15 protein-coding genes are annotated in these 16,065 nt (G+C 38.8%); 1 reads left to right on the plus strand and 14 read right to left on the minus strand.

Annotated features, from left to right (window positions below):
• Positions 1-76 precede the first annotated feature (76 nt).
• The 12 genes from AN161_RS12745 to AN161_RS12795 form a co-directional block, all read right to left on the minus strand.
• On the minus strand, positions 77-523 hold the full coding sequence (locus AN161_RS12745) for an EVE domain-containing protein (RefSeq protein WP_053594734.1): 447 nt from the start codon (positions 521-523) through the stop codon (positions 77-79).
• A 16-nt stretch (positions 524-539) separates the two neighbouring features.
• Positions 540-863 carry a hypothetical protein gene (locus AN161_RS12750; protein ID WP_053594735.1) on the minus strand — a complete coding sequence of 108 codons (324 nt, stop codon included), beginning with the start codon at positions 861-863 and terminating at the stop codon, positions 540-542.
• Positions 864-1,208: 345 nt separating this feature from the next.
• A complete protein-coding gene (locus AN161_RS12755) occupies positions 1,209-1,454 on the minus strand; it encodes a hypothetical protein (protein WP_053594736.1) in 246 nt (81 codons plus the stop codon).
• A gap of 28 nt (positions 1,455-1,482) precedes the next feature.
• Positions 1,483-1,626, minus strand: coding sequence for a hypothetical protein (locus AN161_RS29650; RefSeq protein WP_158003020.1), 144 nt, complete (start codon positions 1,624-1,626; stop codon positions 1,483-1,485).
• Positions 1,627-2,171: 545 nt separating this feature from the next.
• A complete protein-coding gene (locus tag AN161_RS12760; protein WP_053594737.1) occupies positions 2,172-4,769 on the minus strand; it encodes a VWA domain-containing protein in 2,598 nt (865 codons plus the stop codon).
• Positions 4,753-6,498, minus strand: a complete 1,746-nt coding sequence (locus AN161_RS12765) for a BatA and WFA domain-containing protein (protein ID WP_053594738.1) — start codon at positions 6,496-6,498, stop codon at positions 4,753-4,755. Before AN161_RS12765 ends, AN161_RS12760 begins: the two co-directional genes overlap by 17 nt.
• 11 nt (positions 6,499-6,509) lie before the next feature.
• Positions 6,510-7,385, minus strand: coding sequence for a DUF58 domain-containing protein (locus AN161_RS12770; protein WP_053594739.1), 876 nt, complete (start codon positions 7,383-7,385; stop codon positions 6,510-6,512).
• Positions 7,382-8,377 (minus strand): MoxR family ATPase, encoded by a 996-nt coding sequence (locus tag AN161_RS12775; protein ID WP_053594740.1) that lies wholly within the window; start codon positions 8,375-8,377, stop codon positions 7,382-7,384. The genes AN161_RS12770 and AN161_RS12775 overlap by 4 nt, the downstream gene beginning before the upstream one ends.
• A gap of 11 nt (positions 8,378-8,388) precedes the next feature.
• On the minus strand, positions 8,389-9,825 hold the full coding sequence (locus tag AN161_RS12780; RefSeq protein ID WP_053594741.1) for a hypothetical protein: 1,437 nt from the start codon (positions 9,823-9,825) through the stop codon (positions 8,389-8,391).
• 12 nt (positions 9,826-9,837) lie between these two features.
• A complete protein-coding gene (locus AN161_RS12785) occupies positions 9,838-10,683 on the minus strand; it encodes an ABC transporter permease (protein ID WP_053594742.1) in 846 nt (281 codons plus the stop codon).
• Complete coding sequence (locus AN161_RS12790; RefSeq protein WP_053594743.1) at positions 10,680-11,615, minus strand: ABC transporter ATP-binding protein; 936 nt, start codon at positions 11,613-11,615, stop codon at positions 10,680-10,682. Before AN161_RS12790 ends, AN161_RS12785 begins: the two co-directional genes overlap by 4 nt.
• Positions 11,615-14,002: a hypothetical protein gene (locus tag AN161_RS12795; RefSeq protein WP_053594744.1), complete on the minus strand. Its 2,388-nt coding sequence runs from the start codon at positions 14,000-14,002 to the stop codon at positions 11,615-11,617. The genes AN161_RS12790 and AN161_RS12795 overlap by 1 nt, the downstream gene beginning before the upstream one ends.
• A gap of 291 nt (positions 14,003-14,293) precedes the next feature.
• On the opposite strand from AN161_RS12795, the gene AN161_RS28840 reads away from it, so the two are divergent.
• A complete protein-coding gene (locus AN161_RS28840; RefSeq protein WP_143114782.1) occupies positions 14,294-14,503 on the plus strand; it encodes a hypothetical protein in 210 nt (69 codons plus the stop codon).
• A gap of 47 nt (positions 14,504-14,550) precedes the next feature.
• Here AN161_RS28840 and AN161_RS12800 read toward each other — a convergent pair whose 3' ends face one another.
• Together AN161_RS12800 and cbpB are read right to left on the minus strand one after the other, a co-directional pair.
• On the minus strand, positions 14,551-15,438 hold the full coding sequence (locus tag AN161_RS12800; protein WP_053594745.1) for a LysR family transcriptional regulator: 888 nt from the start codon (positions 15,436-15,438) through the stop codon (positions 14,551-14,553).
• A 68-nt stretch (positions 15,439-15,506) separates the two neighbouring features.
• The gene (gene cbpB, locus AN161_RS12805; protein WP_053594746.1) at positions 15,507-15,947 is read right to left on the minus strand and encodes a cyclic-di-AMP-binding protein CbpB; all 441 of its coding nucleotides are present in this window, start codon (positions 15,945-15,947) and stop codon (positions 15,507-15,509) included.
• Between the last annotated feature and the right edge of the window lie 118 nt (positions 15,948-16,065).

Consider the following 16,065-nt stretch of genomic DNA (forward strand, 5'->3'; position numbering starts at 1 on the left):
TGATTTACGGCAATATAAAAACGTTACTTCTTAATGGCAATTAATTAAGAAAGTAACGTTTTTTGTCCAACCAAAATCATTCATACTTCAATGGTAATCCCATTTCATGAGCAATTAATAAAAAATCTTTTTTACTTATTTCAAAATGACCAAATCTGAATTTATAGCCATATTTCGATGTATCTTCTACAAATTCTAAATAATCTAAGATCCTTTTTATTGGTACAGACTTTGCCTCTTTATAAAAGTCTATATCTCTTCTAAAAGGAATAAAATTTTCTGCCATTTGGAACTCGTAAATTCGCTCGTCTTTTACCCTTCCAATTGCGGTAAACTCTCTTACAGGCTCATTACCATCTAGACTTTTTTTAGGAGAATAATAAATGATCCAATCTCCTTTTTGCATTCGTTTCAAAGGTCTCTCTTTGCCATGGCATAACTGGCCGAATCCTCCCTCAACCCCTTTTTGCACATGATTGAGAGATACCACGCCAATCCAATATTTCGTGTCTCTTTCAGTCATAGGAAGAGCTCTCCTTTTATTTTGGGATCATCGTAAACGACTTTATTTTTTCATTTTCAAGAATTAGCCTTTCTTCCAAAATCACTGGATTTGGCAAACCATCCCAAGTAGTCGAAACGATAGCACTACATTTTATATCATCGCCTTCAATATTTTGAATAGTTAATTTAAACCCTTTCGGCATAGGTGACGTGTAAAAATTCTGTATTTCTTTTCTTCCTTTAAAAACTTCACCTTTAAAATTTTTCAATTCCCCATGATCTGCATACATATCAGATAAATCTTGACCCTCTTCTTGTGCTCTTTTTAAATACTCCTTCATAACCTCTACTGCTTTCATCTGTCATCACTCTTTCATTTTTATTGATAAGGTTATCAATTATGCCTCGGCATAATTGCGTCCGGATTCGGCTTTGTGCTTAGGCCTGCATGAGGGCCGACACGATGTTGGTCATTTCGGTAATGCCACAGGACGTGGCGTTTTTACCGATGCAGGTCAGTTAGCTGTTATCGCATGGATGCGATGATTTTAGGCTAACATCCTATGTGAACTCATTTCCAAATCCGCGACATCCGCCGGAGGCTTTAGGCCAACACGAAGTTGGTCACTCAGTCGTTGCCACAGGACGTGGCGTTCTTAGACTGAGTTCCTCTATTTCAGCAGGTTGCTGAAAGAAGTTAAACCCTATGCACGATTTTCATATACTTTTGTCAATATGCCTTTCAATTGTTCTTTTTCTTCCAATGTAAGTACGTTTAAAACATCATTCTCAGAAATCGAAAGGGTCTTCCATAATTCTTCTGCCATACTTTCACCTTGTTCTGTAAGGCATATTAAATTCTCTCTTCTATTTTCTTGATTTTTCTCCCTATAAACATAATTTCTTTCTTCTAGACCATCGATAAAAAAGCGAACACTATTTTTATCCAACTTTAATATCTGCCCTATTTGAATTTGGCTAAGTTTTTTTTACTGCCATCATGATCCCGACTTCTCTGGATTTCATTTGAAATTTTTCGCTAATATATTTCTCGAGATTATCCTCTAGAGCCTCTGCTAGCTTAAAACTTAGAAAACCAAATGAATTCATTATATTGGTCATGTCAGATCCTCCAAATCCATAGTACTTTAAAATGATAGTAATATTTTATTACTATAATCCATTATTGCATTTGTGTATATTATTTACAAGGAAAATTTCACTATCACAAAAAAATTCTCTAATTTCATAAAAGTAGCAATCTAAAATTAGCTCATCAACATAACGTGGGGTTGATTTCCGTTCCGACTGGGAGCGTTCGATGAGCCGCTTCGCTTCGCTCCAGGGTCTCGGGCCAACAAATGTTTTTTATCCGAAAGCGCAGTGCTAACGTAGCGGCAGCAATGTGCGTTTTTTTCTGTGCGAAAGCGTAGCGACAGCAACAACACGATGTTGGTCACGAAGGCGTTATCACAGGACGTGATGCTTTTAGCCTTCGTTCCTCTATTGCTAATCCCCAAGGAGTCGACCAATCGGAACGAAGATCAACTAATTATTCATGATAGAAGCTTTAACAAATATCATTCCCAACTCTCAATGATAGCCCGCCAAATAGAATGACAAAAAACGATGGCTCATTGCTATAAAGCATGCACCATCGTTTTTTGTTAGGGTCGTTTTTTCATGCCCTTTAATAGCTGGGCAACATTTGTGTCCTCTGCCTGTTTTGGTTTTTCCTCTACAAGCTGTTCTTGTTTCTTCGGCCTTGTTAGGAAGCCCCAACCAAAGCGTCGAATAGTAATATCCATGAAGAATAGTAGCATACCTGCTAATAGGAGCCATGTTGCAATATTTTGGCGTTCCGCACCTTTTTTAGTAAATTCACGGAACACTTCATTCGGCTCTTTCAAAACGGAACCGCCTGTCTGCTTCGTTAGTTCTTCCACTAGTTTTTCATTGACTGGGCGTAATTCATATTCAGCACTATAAGGTACACTTAAGCCTGCTTGGTAAATAGCCTGTTCTTCATCGGCAATGCGGAAGAAGATTAGTCCCGGCTCTGCTTGTACGACTGCTCGCACTTGTGACGCTGACATTGTTTCAAGCTGTGTTTCAAGTTCTTCACCGGCTTCATTAACAGCAACAATATCTAAAAACGCCGCTTCATTTGTTGGATCAGTGATGACAAATGAGCCGTCTGACTCTAGACGTACATCATAGGCAACATCGTTATAGCTTGGTAGCATTTGTGAAATAAGCGTTTGCCAAAATGTGCCCCATTCTTGCCATCTTGCCCAGTCCCCTGCCCATTTTCCTGTCGAATCAGAAGTAAAGGCGAATGTCTTGCCAAGACCATATTGCCACTGTGCTAGCACTGGATCTTCCTTCTCGCTTTCTGCAATAACAGAGGCTCCCTGCTTTGCTGTTGTACCGATATAAGCATTCATTTTAGGTACACCATTCGTAAATAATGTATTCCATGCAGATGCATTATATATAGTTGGATAGAATGGATTATCCTCAATATATGTGCGTGAAATCATGGCAGTTTCACGAGATAAAATAGAAGGGATTGTCTGCTCATCAACAACATCGTAGAAACGCCCATTGCCCATTTCACTAAGTGCTTCAAGTAAGTTGGCATCTGCATCCTGACCAATTGCAACCGTTGATAGTGTAATACCATTCTCTTTTCCTTGTGCGATTAAGTCTTCATAATTACCTGACTGTGACTGTCCATCCGTTAAGAGAATAATATGCTTACGCTGTAGCTTTAATTCAGCTAGATTTTCATAAGCTTTAGCAAGTGATCCATATATTTCAGTGCCGCCCCCTGGTGTTACAGATAAAATGGTATCTACTGCTTCATCCTTATTGCCAAGTGGTCCTGTCTCAATAATTTCCCACGGTTTATCATCAAAGGCAATAAACCCGAGCGTATCCTCATCTCGTAGCATTTCGACTGAACGAGCGGCCGCTTCCTTCGCGAGCTCTAGCTTCGTTCCATGCATACTTCCAGAGCGGTCAAGCACGATAACAAGTCCTAATGACGGTAATTGTTCCTTACCTTTAATCTCCATTTCAACAGGTAGTAAAGTTTCGATTGGTGTTTTAAAATAGCCGCCCAAGCCAAAGCTATTTTCGCCACCAACCATTGTAAACCCGACACCAAAATTTTTCACTGCCTGTTCAATAACATTCATTTTTTCCTCGCCTACTAAATGCCCTGGTACATTATCAAAAATGATGGCATTGTATTGTAAATAACTAGAAAGTTCATTTGGCAAACTGTTAGCATCCACAACATCATAGGAAATTGATTGGCTGCCAAGTGCTGCAGCGATTGGCGATGCCGTGTCATAGCCATTAACAATTAATAAATGCGGTTCACTTTGTACCATCGTGACACTCGTTAATTTATTATTTTCAAAAATTGCATCTTGGTCAACCTGCACGAGTGCTTCATATTTTACAAGTCCTTCAGCCGTTGCGGCATGTTTATACGTAAAAATATTTGACCCTTCAGCAAGCTCCACTGCCTCACGATGAATAAGCTTATCATTTTCGTATAATAATAGCTCGCCTTGTTCTGCTGCAGTTGCATTAATCTCAGTGACTAACTGTTGCTGTTCACCTACATAAGCAACCTGTGGGGTTACAAAGCTTTTCAGTGATACATCGTTAGTAACAGGTTGACTAAATGGAACTACATCAACACTACTATTCGACCCTTTAAACTTTAATGCAAATTCTAAGGCATCTCCTTTTGTTTCATTGCCATCCGTTAAGAGCACAAGTCGTGTTGCTTTTTTCGGATCTACAATACCTGAAGCGAGCTGTAGGCTTTGTTCAATATTTGTTTGATCTGTTGCTTTTATGGTTGTAAACTTCGGCACTTCCTTTAAAGTATTCGATAAAATGGCTTCCATTTGTAATGTCGATGAAAAAGAATAAATCCCTGCAAGCTGTTCATCATTTTTCGACTGTAAACTTTCCGCTATAAAATTGGCCATCTCATCATCGGTACCATTCATTGAAGCAGAACGGTCAACTAAAAATAATACTTGTTCTTCCTTTACGGGCAATAAAATATAGGGCCCTGCAAGTGCAAAAACCAAACAGCCTACTGCCACAATACGAATACCTAGTACGACGATATGACTCTTTTTTAGTCGCTGACGCTCACGCCAATAGGTCCATCCAAAATACATAAGCAACGGAAGTAAAAGCAACAATGCTAATGGCATATCAATTCGTAAATCCACGACGTCGTTGCACCTCCCACTCTGAAACAAGTAATACTAAAATAATGAGGATGAGCCAAGGTACGAACGAAGTTTTCGATATTTCTTCCTTACCATTGTCCTGAAGCTCTCCAAGCGTATAGCTTGTCCCTTTTTCAATGACACGCTCTTGCGCTTGAAGCTGCACGATGAAGCGCTTTTCTTCATCATTTGAGCGAGCTGAATAAATTCCTGGCTTCATTGGAGCTGTTAATAGACCATTCGTAATGGACGATAAAAACTCATCTTCCTGCGAATACACACTCCAATCCCCCTGCGCTAAAGCAACTGCTCGTTGCTCATTTGGCGTAAAAATACCAAGTGAATCAATTGATTCTGAAAGCTGCTGTTCAGCACTCCATAGAAATAATGGGAATGAAGGGTGTAACGGCCAATCTGTATCGGCAATATCGGCTAATATGACAATATCCCCTTCAGGTGAACGTTGAATAAATGGCTGATCTCCAACTGATGCAATCGTTTTATAGTCATCGAATCCGGGATATACAGCACTGACATAAATATCTTTTAACTCACTAAACGCAAACAATGCATCACTTGTAGTACCGACTCCTCCAGTTGCTTCAACCTTTTCAACGTCATCCCGTCCAAATAATACGATAGGCTTGTCCATTTTTTCGAGTAGCGTCGTTTGATTTGTCACCACTGTGGCATCCTGACTGTCAGCTACTTGTAGAGACGGAACAATTTTCACACTGCTATTAATCGTTTGAAAGCCTTTTTGAATGAGTTGATGCATACTTTGATCGATGACTACTTTTGAAGTAGCTGTTTGTAGCAATACAGTTTGTGAATTATCAACAGCGTAATCGTCCTTAGCATCTATCTTGGCAGTCATCGTATCTTCTAACGGTAGGTCTTTAAATGTTTTTGTTACAGCTTCACTCGGTGGTAATGTGACACTCTCAGCAACTATCTCATTACCCTCCGCATTTTCTAGCGAAAGTGTTACATGTTGCTCTTGGTCCGTATCATTTTGTAACTGTACAAGCGCCATTGCAGACTGTCCATCTGTAGTAGCAGCAAAACGTGTCATTGCGATATTTGTTAAATCCTTTGCAGACCCTTTTACGATCCACTTCACCGTATCTTTTTCCATCGGTAGTTGCTTTTTATCGAGCGCATCTGTAAAGACATAAATAGATGTTGGTGTATCACCGACAAAAGCCTGTGCCACATCTAAACCTTTATTCATTTGAGCTGTTTCATATGTTACGTGTAACTGTTGAATGGCTTTTTCAATATCTTTTGTATTCGTTTCCTGCTGCAATATAGCTTTTGGCGTATTGCCTGTTGTAATGAGTGTCACAGGTCTTCCATCAAGCTCATCGATCAATGACAGCATTTCTTTTTTATGTGTGTCAAATGTTGACTGCTCTTTCCCTGCTAACATTGTCGCAGACGTGTCCACAATGAAAATCGTCTGCGCCCCAACAATCGTCGACTTTTTAACGTAAGGATTCATTAATGCCAGTACAAGTATAAGAAGAGCTAGCAGTTGCAAATAAAGCAGTGCATTTTTTTGTAAATGTTTTAAGTATGGTGATACACGTGTTTCTTGCATAATTTCCGACCAGAAAAGTGTGGAGGATACGGTTTGATCGGTATATTTTTTTCTAAAGAAATAATATAGAAGGACAATGACCGGGATGATGGCCGTCCAGCTAAAAAGTATTTGACTAAAGCCCAATACGGCTCACCTCACCTAATCCAATGTGCTTTTAATAATTGTTGGAAGATGGCATGCTGCAATCCATCCTCTACTTTAAGCTGTAATTGTCGAACACCGAAGCGCCGACAAATTGCCTCAAATTCCTCTTCATGTAATACACGTCTTGCCATATATGTGTCCAGAACTTTAGAAGACATCGTAACATTTACATCTCTGCCCGTTTCACGATCAAGTAAGCGTACATCGCCCGTATATTCGGGTGCTATTTCTTCTTGCGTAACTATTTGCAAAATACGGACATCCCCTGCAAAGCGTGGTAGCCTTTTTAAAAGTTGCTCCCATTCCTCGATTGGCTCAAGTCCGTCCGTCACAATAAATAGTACGGTACTATCCTTAGGCAATGCTTTGAAAGCTCCCTGTGCGAAGCTATTTGTATAAGTTGCTTGCTCAATCTCTGTGACTACCTGTAAAAAGGCGCGACGATACATGGCACCTTTACGACGAAACGGTGGTTTCACCTCATCCTGTAGAAAAGAAAATGATAAGCGATCATCGCGACCGAGCACCATTAGCCCTAGTGAGGTGACAATTTGCCGGGCAAAAGTCCATTTTGCTTGATCGCCCATCGATTTCGTTGTATCTAACAAAATGTGTACGCGCATTTCTTGTTCATCTAAAAAACGTTTGATGAAGTATTTATCCGTTCTCGCGAAGACGTTCCAATCCACCTGACGTACATCATCACCTAAATGATATTCACGAAAATCTGAAAAATCGAGCGATGCCCCGAAGCGTTGCGAACGGTGCGAGCCCTTGTGCTGCCCACGTAATTTGGAGGCCGTTGCCACTTGGAAGCGACTTATTTTCGCTAACCAATCCTCGGGCAATAATAATTTTTGTGTCACCTGCTAACACCTTGCTGTACTTTTTCTAAAATGATATCAATCACATCGTCTGCTGTTTTACCTGAAGCCTCCCCTTCATAATTCAACAGCATACGATGGCGTAACACTGGCTTAGCCACAGATTTAATATCTGCTACAGAAACGTGGAAACGTCCATTCATAAGCGCCCTTGCCTTCGCTAATTTGATTAAACTTTGTAAACCTCGAGGGCCGCTACCATACATGGCATATTGCTTGACCTCATCAATGGCATCCACTCTCTCAGGATGGGTAGCCACAACAAGGTCCGTCGCAAATTCGAGCATTTCATCAGCAACCAGTACTTCCTTCACCATTTGCTGCGCTTCAATAAGTGCTTCTGTATCCATGATTTTTTGTAAACCAATTTCCATAGCGCCTGTTGTACGCTTCATAATTTCCATTAGTTCACTTTTCTCAGGATACGGCACAAGAATTTTGCATAGGAAACGGTCCATTTGTGCTTCTGGTAAAGGGTATGTTCCCTCCATCTCAATCGGGTTTTGTGTTGCTAACACGAAGAATGGTCTTGCCATCTTCTTTGTATCTCCCAAAATTGTTACAGTTTTTTCACCCATAGCTTCAAGCAGTGCACTTTGTGTTTTTGGTGTTGCTCGGTTAATCTCATCCGCTAATACCATTTGGCTAAAAATCGGACCTGCCTGGAACGTAAACTGCTGCTTGCCGTCAGCTGTGCGCTCAATCATACTTGTTCCTGTAATATCCGCCGGCATTAAATCTGGTGTAAATTGAATTCGCGAAAATGATAAATCTAGTACTTCAGAAATTGTACGGATTAACATCGTTTTCCCTAAACCCGGTAGGCCCTCTAATAATGCATGCCCATCAGCAAGGACTGCGTATAATGTATAATCAATGGCGTCCTCTTGTCCGACGATAAAGCGATGAATTTCTTCCTTTACTTGTTGTAATTTCGAACTCATTTCAACATATTGTTGCTCTGTAAATGCCATTCCTTTTCCTCCTACTGAGACTCAATTGACGTGAAATAAGATTGCACGACATTTTGTAAATCCTTCGGTAATTGTAAACGCTCCGAGCTTTCTAAATAGCTATCTTTATAGGAACCTATAACTTCCTCATATGGGCGGATAGAACCTTTCGTAATGGGGCCATTTCCTTGTTGCTCTGATACATGTGAGCCCTCTCCTAATGCTCCGCCATCAACTGAAGTCTGACTAGAGCCACCAATTCTATTTGGTGTCGTTAAAACATCGCGACTGCCTTGCCCTGTGCCTGCACCTTGACCACCTGAACCATTGCCTTGACCTGAACCATTACCATTTCCTTGGCCATTTCCTTGACCATTGCCTTGCCCTTGTTGTTTGCTTTGATTAGAGCCTTGTGCCTGGCCATTACCACTAGCTTGTTGTGAATTATTTTGGGAATTAGTTTGGGAATTAGTTTGGCCTTGTTGTCCTGTTTGATCTTGCTGATTGCTTGGCTGTGAATTCGCTGATGAATTTTGATTTTGATTTGAATTAGTATTGTTTTGCTGATTGTTATTGGCACTATTGGCACTCGCAATAGCATTTTGTAGAGTATTGCTTACGGGTTTCCCAAGTTTACTCATAGCTGTCTGAGTAGCATTGGCATTTTGCGTTAGCTCCTGCTGCATTTTGGCCAACTCCTTCAATTGCCCCACTTCTTCCTTCGATAAGCCTTTCTCGTCAGAAGCGCCATCCTTACTAGCAGTTTGCTTATCTTTTAATTGCTGTTCCTTTAAAGCAAGCTCTTTTTGCTTTTTCACGACTTCACGTAATGCCTCTTCAGCTGTTTCTGCCTCTTTTAACGTATTTTGCAATTCTTTTAATTGCTCTTTCACTTCTTTTGTTTCTGCTTTCTTCTCTAATTTGGCAACTTCCTTTTTCACGTCCTCGATGACAGTTTTTTCTTTTTCTACCTCAATTGCTTCAATTTGTGTAGCTGCTGGGAACATATAAAGGATTGCCAGTACGATAGCTGTTCCAAATAATCCGATCAATGCTTTTGGTCGGAACATATTTTTCTTCCGAGTCTTAAAATCAGCAAACACCTTTTCAACGTTTTCTATCGCTTTCGTTAGTAGAGATTGAACGAGTGGGTCCTTATCGTCCTCGAACGATAAGGCTGTCACAAGCTCATTGTGAGAAAAATAACCATCCAGTGTATGCAATGCTTCCTTTTCTTTGGTACGCTTCCACCACATAAACAGCCCTGTTGCCAGTATGCCAACGATAAAGACAGCAAGAGCTACTTGGCGATAATAAGGCCATACAAATAATCTTGAGACGAGGACAAGTGAAGCACTCGAAAGCAATGCCAAAAACAAGCCGTACTGTGCAATAGGGATACTTCTTTCTACTGTTAAACTCGTCTTTGCACGTTGAATATACTTTCGTAATTGCTTACGACGCTCCATAAGATTTCCTCCTCATCGGTTACTTTTCATATTGGCACGTAATTTTTTAATCGCAATTGTTAAACAAAAAACAATAATAAGTGAATAAGCTATTAAATAACTAATCCATACAGGTAATTTCACTCCCGAAACTTCCGCTAAAGCATCGCCCATAGATGGTGAAATAAGCGTAAGCATTAATGCACCTGGGTTAATAGAAGCCCAGAAGTAAGTCATATAAGAAGTACTAGTACCGATGGCATTACCCATTTGATGGAAGGCCATTGATAAAAAGAAGAAAAAAGCTGTAATGCCACCTAAAAAGATGATCGAACCATACGTACTAATCATTGCAACAATTGTTCGTTTTGTAACGGTTGAAAACATAACACCAATACTACCTATTGCTACAACTGTTAATAAATAAAATAAAAATATCGAAATTAATTGAGACGGCGATACGCCACCAAATAAAAATACTAAACTATATAATGGTAACCCTGCGATGAGCATTAATACTAAAAATGCTACCGAGGATAATAATTTTCCAATGACGATCTGAGTAGAGCTTTGTGTCGTTGTGAGTAAAATATTTAATGTTTGTTTTTCCCTTTCGCTACTAATTGCACCAGCAGTTAAGCTTGGTGTAATGAAAAGAACAAGAGCCATTTGTAATATTGTTAATACTGCAAACATCATAAAGCTTGTATCTGGTCTAAAGAAACCCTTGCCTGTGAATCCAGTTGTTAGTAGCAAAAATCCTGCGATAAAAATACAAATAACCGCTAAATAAAACATTAAACCTGAAAAGCTTTTAAAAGAACGGAAGCGTAACTTCAATTCTTTTACGAATACCGGATTATAAAATCGTTCCATCATTGATAGTCCGCTCCCTTCGTAATGGCCATAAAGACATCCTCTAAATCTTTTTCCTCTTCGCTTAATGCATAAATAGGTAAATTCGCAAGTATTGCTTTTTTCAATAGTGCTACCTGATCAGCATCTGTTCCACGGTAGTTAAATGCAATTTCTAAACGATTATCCATTATATCTATAGAAGAGATCAGTGGATCCTCCTCCAAAAATGCACGTACCTCGTTTAATTGATCCGTCACTTTTATCACGATGCGCTTCTCACCCTGTAGCTGTGCTTGAATGGAAGCCACATTGCCATGAGCGATTAATTTACCATTATCAATCACCCCGATTTCATCGCACATTTCTGCAAGCTCAGGCAAAATATGTGAGGAGATTAAAATCGTTTTACCCATGGATTTTAAATTTCGTAAAATATCACGCATCTCTACTCGTGCACGTGGATCTAAACCTGATGCAGGTTCATCTAAAATTAATACCTTTGGATCATGGATAAGGGCACGAGCTAAACATAGTCGCTGCTTCATCCCACGTGACAGTAAATCAACATATTCATGACGTTTATTCGTTAAATTTACGAGCTCTAGTAGCTGTGGAATAAGTACTTTTCGTTCAGCTGCCCCAATGCCGTAGCTGGCACCATAAAAATCTAGGTACTCATCTACTTTTAGCAGATCATAGACCCCAAAGAAATCTGGCATATAGCCAATTTGTTTTCGAACTTCCTTTGGTTCCTTAATAACACTTTTCCCATTTATAAGAGCATCACCAGAAGTTGGAGATAGCAAGGTTGCTAAAATCGAGAATGTAGTCGACTTACCCGCTCCATTGGCACCTACAAAGCCAAATACAACTCCTTCCTCCAATGATAGATTCAAATGATCTAGTGCTGTAAAGGAGCCATATCTTTTCGTTAAATCACGAATTTCAATCATTATTTCGCCACTCCCTTCAGCTCTATATCTGGTAATTTTGTTTGCTCACCTGTTTGATCTGGCCCAAATTTAATCTCAATCAGCAATTCATCATTATTATTGAAATATTTTGTAATGTTATCTGTAAACACCTGTTTCGCATCTACGAATGGTTCATATTTTTTCGTTTCGTTATTCCAAATCGATAGCTGCATACGGTTAACATCCTTATTTGAAATCGTCAGTTCGTTTAATGTTTGAACTAAATTCATAAAATTATCTGGCATTGCAATTGACACTTCATATAAACCGTCAGACAAGTACCAATTATTTAGCTGTTCATCAATTTCATTGTAATTCGCATTGGAAGATAATGGGTTTACTGAATACGTAAAGTTGTTGCGTTTCATCGTAAATGGACCTGATAGCTCTACTTTGCCGTCAAATGGCTGAACAAAATATGAAATCGGTGACATATTGGCACTTGTTTCTAGCTCAACCCCAGCAATTGCTTGGTCTGCCCATGCTGTAATGACAGGCTTTTTATCATTTTCTACAAGCTGAAGTGCTTGATTGTTAATCCGTTCGATAAGAGCAGGATTAATCTCTTGCTTCTTAGTTGGAAAACTAAAATTGTAATTATTAAATATAGATGGCCTTTGTAGAACCGTAGTTTTCAATTCCGTATCCACCTTGAGTGTTCCATTTGGTTCAATATCTCCAAGCCTAATTTCTTTAATACCAGAGAATAAAGTGACATCTTTTAAAGCAAATGGGAAATTATTTTTAATTGTTCCAGAGAGCTTCTCATTTTTTAAAGTAATATCAATATCCATCTTACCGATGTTCGGAGCCTCTGTTTTCCCTGCAAAGGATTGAACAGACCAATAACTTAAATCGCGTAATGTTAGCGTAGAACCATTTGAATGCTCCTTAATATAGGAGAATTCATATAATTCCCTCGATGAACCTGAAAATCGATCATATTTTCGTAATGCGAGTGCCGTAGTATCCTTATTTGCGTTTACAACAAAATCACCACTACGATTTGTTAAAATCGATTCTACATAATAACCATTTACACTACGATCATCATTTATTTTATAAAAGGCTGCTTGTTGTACTTGTGGTTGGATAATACGATCTTTAGCCCCAAAAATGAATAACCCGATCGATAAAACAATAGAAATGACAGGAATAACCCACCATGCATGCTCACGTTTGTCCATTTTCTTTAAGATAAAATAAAGAACAGGTCCGATAATTACAATATAAAGAATGATAACAATTAGCATATAGCTTACAGATACCTCAAATGATGGGAATAATTCATTTACTTGCTGTATATCATAAATTTTATCTATCGCTGATTGACCATGCATCACCCCTTGTTGTTGAATGCTTTGAATATTCAGTATTTTAGATATTAATGCCACGTAGCCATCCATAGACGCAAGTGGTTGATCCCCTAAAGAAAAGGCTGTTTGAATAATTTCACCACTACCCACTTTTTTCTTAGATGTTAGAATCGTATTGTTATCTGTTAATACAGGAATACTTTCTTGGTTTTCAGTCGCTGAATAAACAGAAATTGATTTTGTAAAAATTCCTCCGCCTGATAATTTTGATAGGCTATCTGCAGAAACGGATGTCATTTGTTGTGATAATGCAAGTGGTAAATAATCCTTGAAGATACCTGCTGTTGCATTTACTTGATCAGCAGCACCCAATAATAAAGTTCCACCATTCTGTACCCATTTTAGTAAAGACTCTTGTTGTTTTTGCGATAAATCAGCAATAGCAATTTCATCGATGACGATAACATTCGCCATGGCAAATCCTTCTGTATTCTCTGGTAATGTATAGTCCTTAATTTGATTTAAATTGAAAACTTCAACATTATTTTGAGGAGCTAATTGGGATAAGCTCAAAAATGCCGATAAACGATCACTTTTATCTGTCAATGTATAAATAAATACTGATGAAGGATCTAAAAGGTTACCTTGTAGCTGTTTTGTTCCGTTATAAGCAACCTTTTTTCCTTTCTCTATGCCTCCTTCAAAAAACGCAAACACATCTGCATTCGAGGAATTATAGTTATCGATACCTTCTAGATAAATATCAAATGTTTTTTCTTCTCCTGCCGCTATATCTATTGGAAGCACTTGTGCTGATGCAGCCTCATAGGAACTGGAGGCATTGATGACCATATCTCCAGAAAAATCTGCACCATTATTTTTCACTGTTACTTGAAGTGGCACAACTGATTGGGATTTAGCTTTACCTGCAATCCCTACCTTAGCCTGAACATCCAATGTAGCTGCTGCACTTGCCTGCTCCACAGGTAGAATAAAGCTAATAACAAGCATAAATAGCAGTATGAGTGCCGTTATATTCGTTTTTTTCAAAAACTCAACCCCTTTTTTTGTAAATTGATGGTTAAATAATTATACGATTAAAATTGCATTTCGTTCCATTTCTTATGACATCTTCATGAATATTCATAAACTCTTAAGAATTAACTAATTACCAAAGTTCGGGATGACATTTGTTAAAATATGCATTTATAAGTTGATTGGAGTGGAGACTGGGTGACATAATAAAGTAAAATGGGCTGTCGATAAAAATTAAAAGAAAGTGTTCCGATAAAATTAAAAAGTTGGATGACATTATGTTAAAACCTATGTCATGTGGATAGGTTGACTGGAACGAGCCACGTAAGCGAAGCGGCTCATCGAACGTCCCCTGGAAGCTTTGCTCTGTGCGAAAGCGAAGCGTCAGCAACAATGTTTTATCTGTGCGAAAGCGAAGCGTCAGCAACAATGTTTTATCTGCGGCGAAGCGTCAGCGGCAAAGCGTCAGTCGGAACGGAATTCAACCCCACTATGGTGAGATTAAGAATTGGCTAGAAAAAGGCAGCCCCTAGTGAATCACTTGAGACTGCCTTGGTATATTCTTATTTCGTATAATCAAACAAACAACGAGCATGATCTTGTACTACTTCTACAAAAGCCTCTACTTGTCGTAATTCAAATGACGACTCATAGCCTATTAACCATGTATCACGTGTTAAACCAAATTCTTTTTCATTATTAGTTAATGCTATTTTATTAATACCATCGTGGTCATTTAAAGTGATTGAAGGTAAAATAGCGTAGCCGATACCGTTCAATACCATTTGCTTACAAATTTCAATCTGATCAACTAAAATTTGTTTACTCGGATTTGAAGCGAAATGCTGTTGCCACCATTGTTGAATTTCCTGATAGTAATTGGAGTCACTTTTAAATTGAATAAAAGGTCGCTCTGTCGTCAGAACATCTTCAATGGTTTTTAGCTCTTTATCTACTAAATAAAGGGTGTCACGAAAAAGGTGAATCTTTTCCCCTTTCCAATCAACCTGCCCACGTACAATTCCTATATGAGCCTCACCCTCATAAAGTGCTTTTACAATTTCAGAGCTCCAGCCGGTCATAAGAGAGATTTTTGCTTCTGGATATTTCGTTACAAAATCCTTTAATATTTTCGGAAGCCAGTTTTGGCCGACAATCGAAGCACAGGCAATTTTCAATGTCCCGTTTACTTTCGTCGTTAATGATTGGATTGTTTCAAAAATCTCTTCTTTTTTGCTCAGCATTTCAGTCGCATAAGCAATTATAAGCTCTCCAGCAGGAGTCGCTGTAAGTCCTTTTTGCGAACGAATAAATAACTGCGCGCCCCAGTCCTTTTCAATAGTTTGCAGCCGTTGCGAAAGCGCTGGTTGGGATAAAAATAAACGTTCCGCTGCTTTACGCATATTACGTTCCTCTGCTAGTACTTTTAAAATTTCTGCCTCCGTTGCCATTAATCAGTAAACCTCCGATACAAGCAAAGAGGGCCTCATGATTTTCATCTGAGTCCCCTCTTAAACTACTACTCTTTTTGATAAATATATTTTTTCAATTGCTTTAAAATAACACGTCTCGTTAATATTCCCGCAAATGTTCCGTCATCGTCCACAACACATAAAAAGGCGTGATTAATAACTAAGTCGAGAGCTCGCTGAAAAGTATCCGTCAACTTTAATACAGCGATATCTTTATCCATAATCGTATCCACTTTAATATCGGGTAGCTTTTCATATTCAATATGTTCTAGTCCAAGAATGGATTCAGTAATCATTTTCATGCTTAGTAAACCTTGAAGCCGATATTTCAAATCTAAAACAGGTATCGACGAATACCCTGTACGTGTAAGTACTAGGAGTGCATGTTCCGCACTATTTCCACTTTGTACGTGCGCAACTTTTTCAGATGAAATAATAAAATCACTAATTGGCATTGCTAATAAGTCTTTGCTGTTAGTTGAAATCATGAACTTCTTCTCCTTTTCTGTCCTCGTTTTGCAGAACAGGATGCTTCCCTTTTATCATATCATAACTATTCCTTTTATGACCACGACAAGGCCGAGAAGAGTTTTTTAAGAGCAACGA

The organism is Lysinibacillus sp. FJAT-14222 (genome assembly GCF_001278875.1).
Classification (GTDB): Bacteria; Bacillota; Bacilli; order Bacillales_A; family Planococcaceae; genus Lysinibacillus; species Lysinibacillus agricola.

Bases quoted from the DNA above. Each gene is read 5' to 3' on its own strand.
- AN161_RS12745 (WP_053594734.1), bottom strand. From the start codon at position 523: ATGACTGAAAGAGACACGAAATATTGGATTGGCGTGGTATCTCTCAAT.
- AN161_RS12750 (WP_053594735.1), bottom strand. From the start codon at position 863: ATGAAAGCAGTAGAGGTTATGAAGGAGTATTTAAAAAGAGCACAAGAA.
- AN161_RS29650 (WP_158003020.1), bottom strand. From the start codon at position 1,626: ATGACCAATATAATGAATTCATTTGGTTTTCTAAGTTTTAAGCTAGCA.
- AN161_RS12775 (WP_053594740.1), bottom strand. From the start codon at position 8,377: ATGGCATTTACAGAGCAACAATATGTTGAAATGAGTTCGAAATTACAA.
- AN161_RS12780 (WP_053594741.1), bottom strand. From the start codon at position 9,825: ATGGAGCGTCGTAAGCAATTACGAAAGTATATTCAACGTGCAAAGACG.
- AN161_RS12785 (WP_053594742.1), bottom strand. From the start codon at position 10,683: ATGATGGAACGATTTTATAATCCGGTATTCGTAAAAGAATTGAAGTTA.
- AN161_RS12790 (WP_053594743.1), bottom strand. From the start codon at position 11,615: ATGATTGAAATTCGTGATTTAACGAAAAGATATGGCTCCTTTACAGCA.
- AN161_RS12800 (WP_053594745.1), bottom strand. From the start codon at position 15,438: ATGGCAACGGAGGCAGAAATTTTAAAAGTACTAGCAGAGGAACGTAAT.
- cbpB (WP_053594746.1), bottom strand. From the start codon at position 15,947: ATGATTTCAACTAACAGCAAAGACTTATTAGCAATGCCAATTAGTGAT.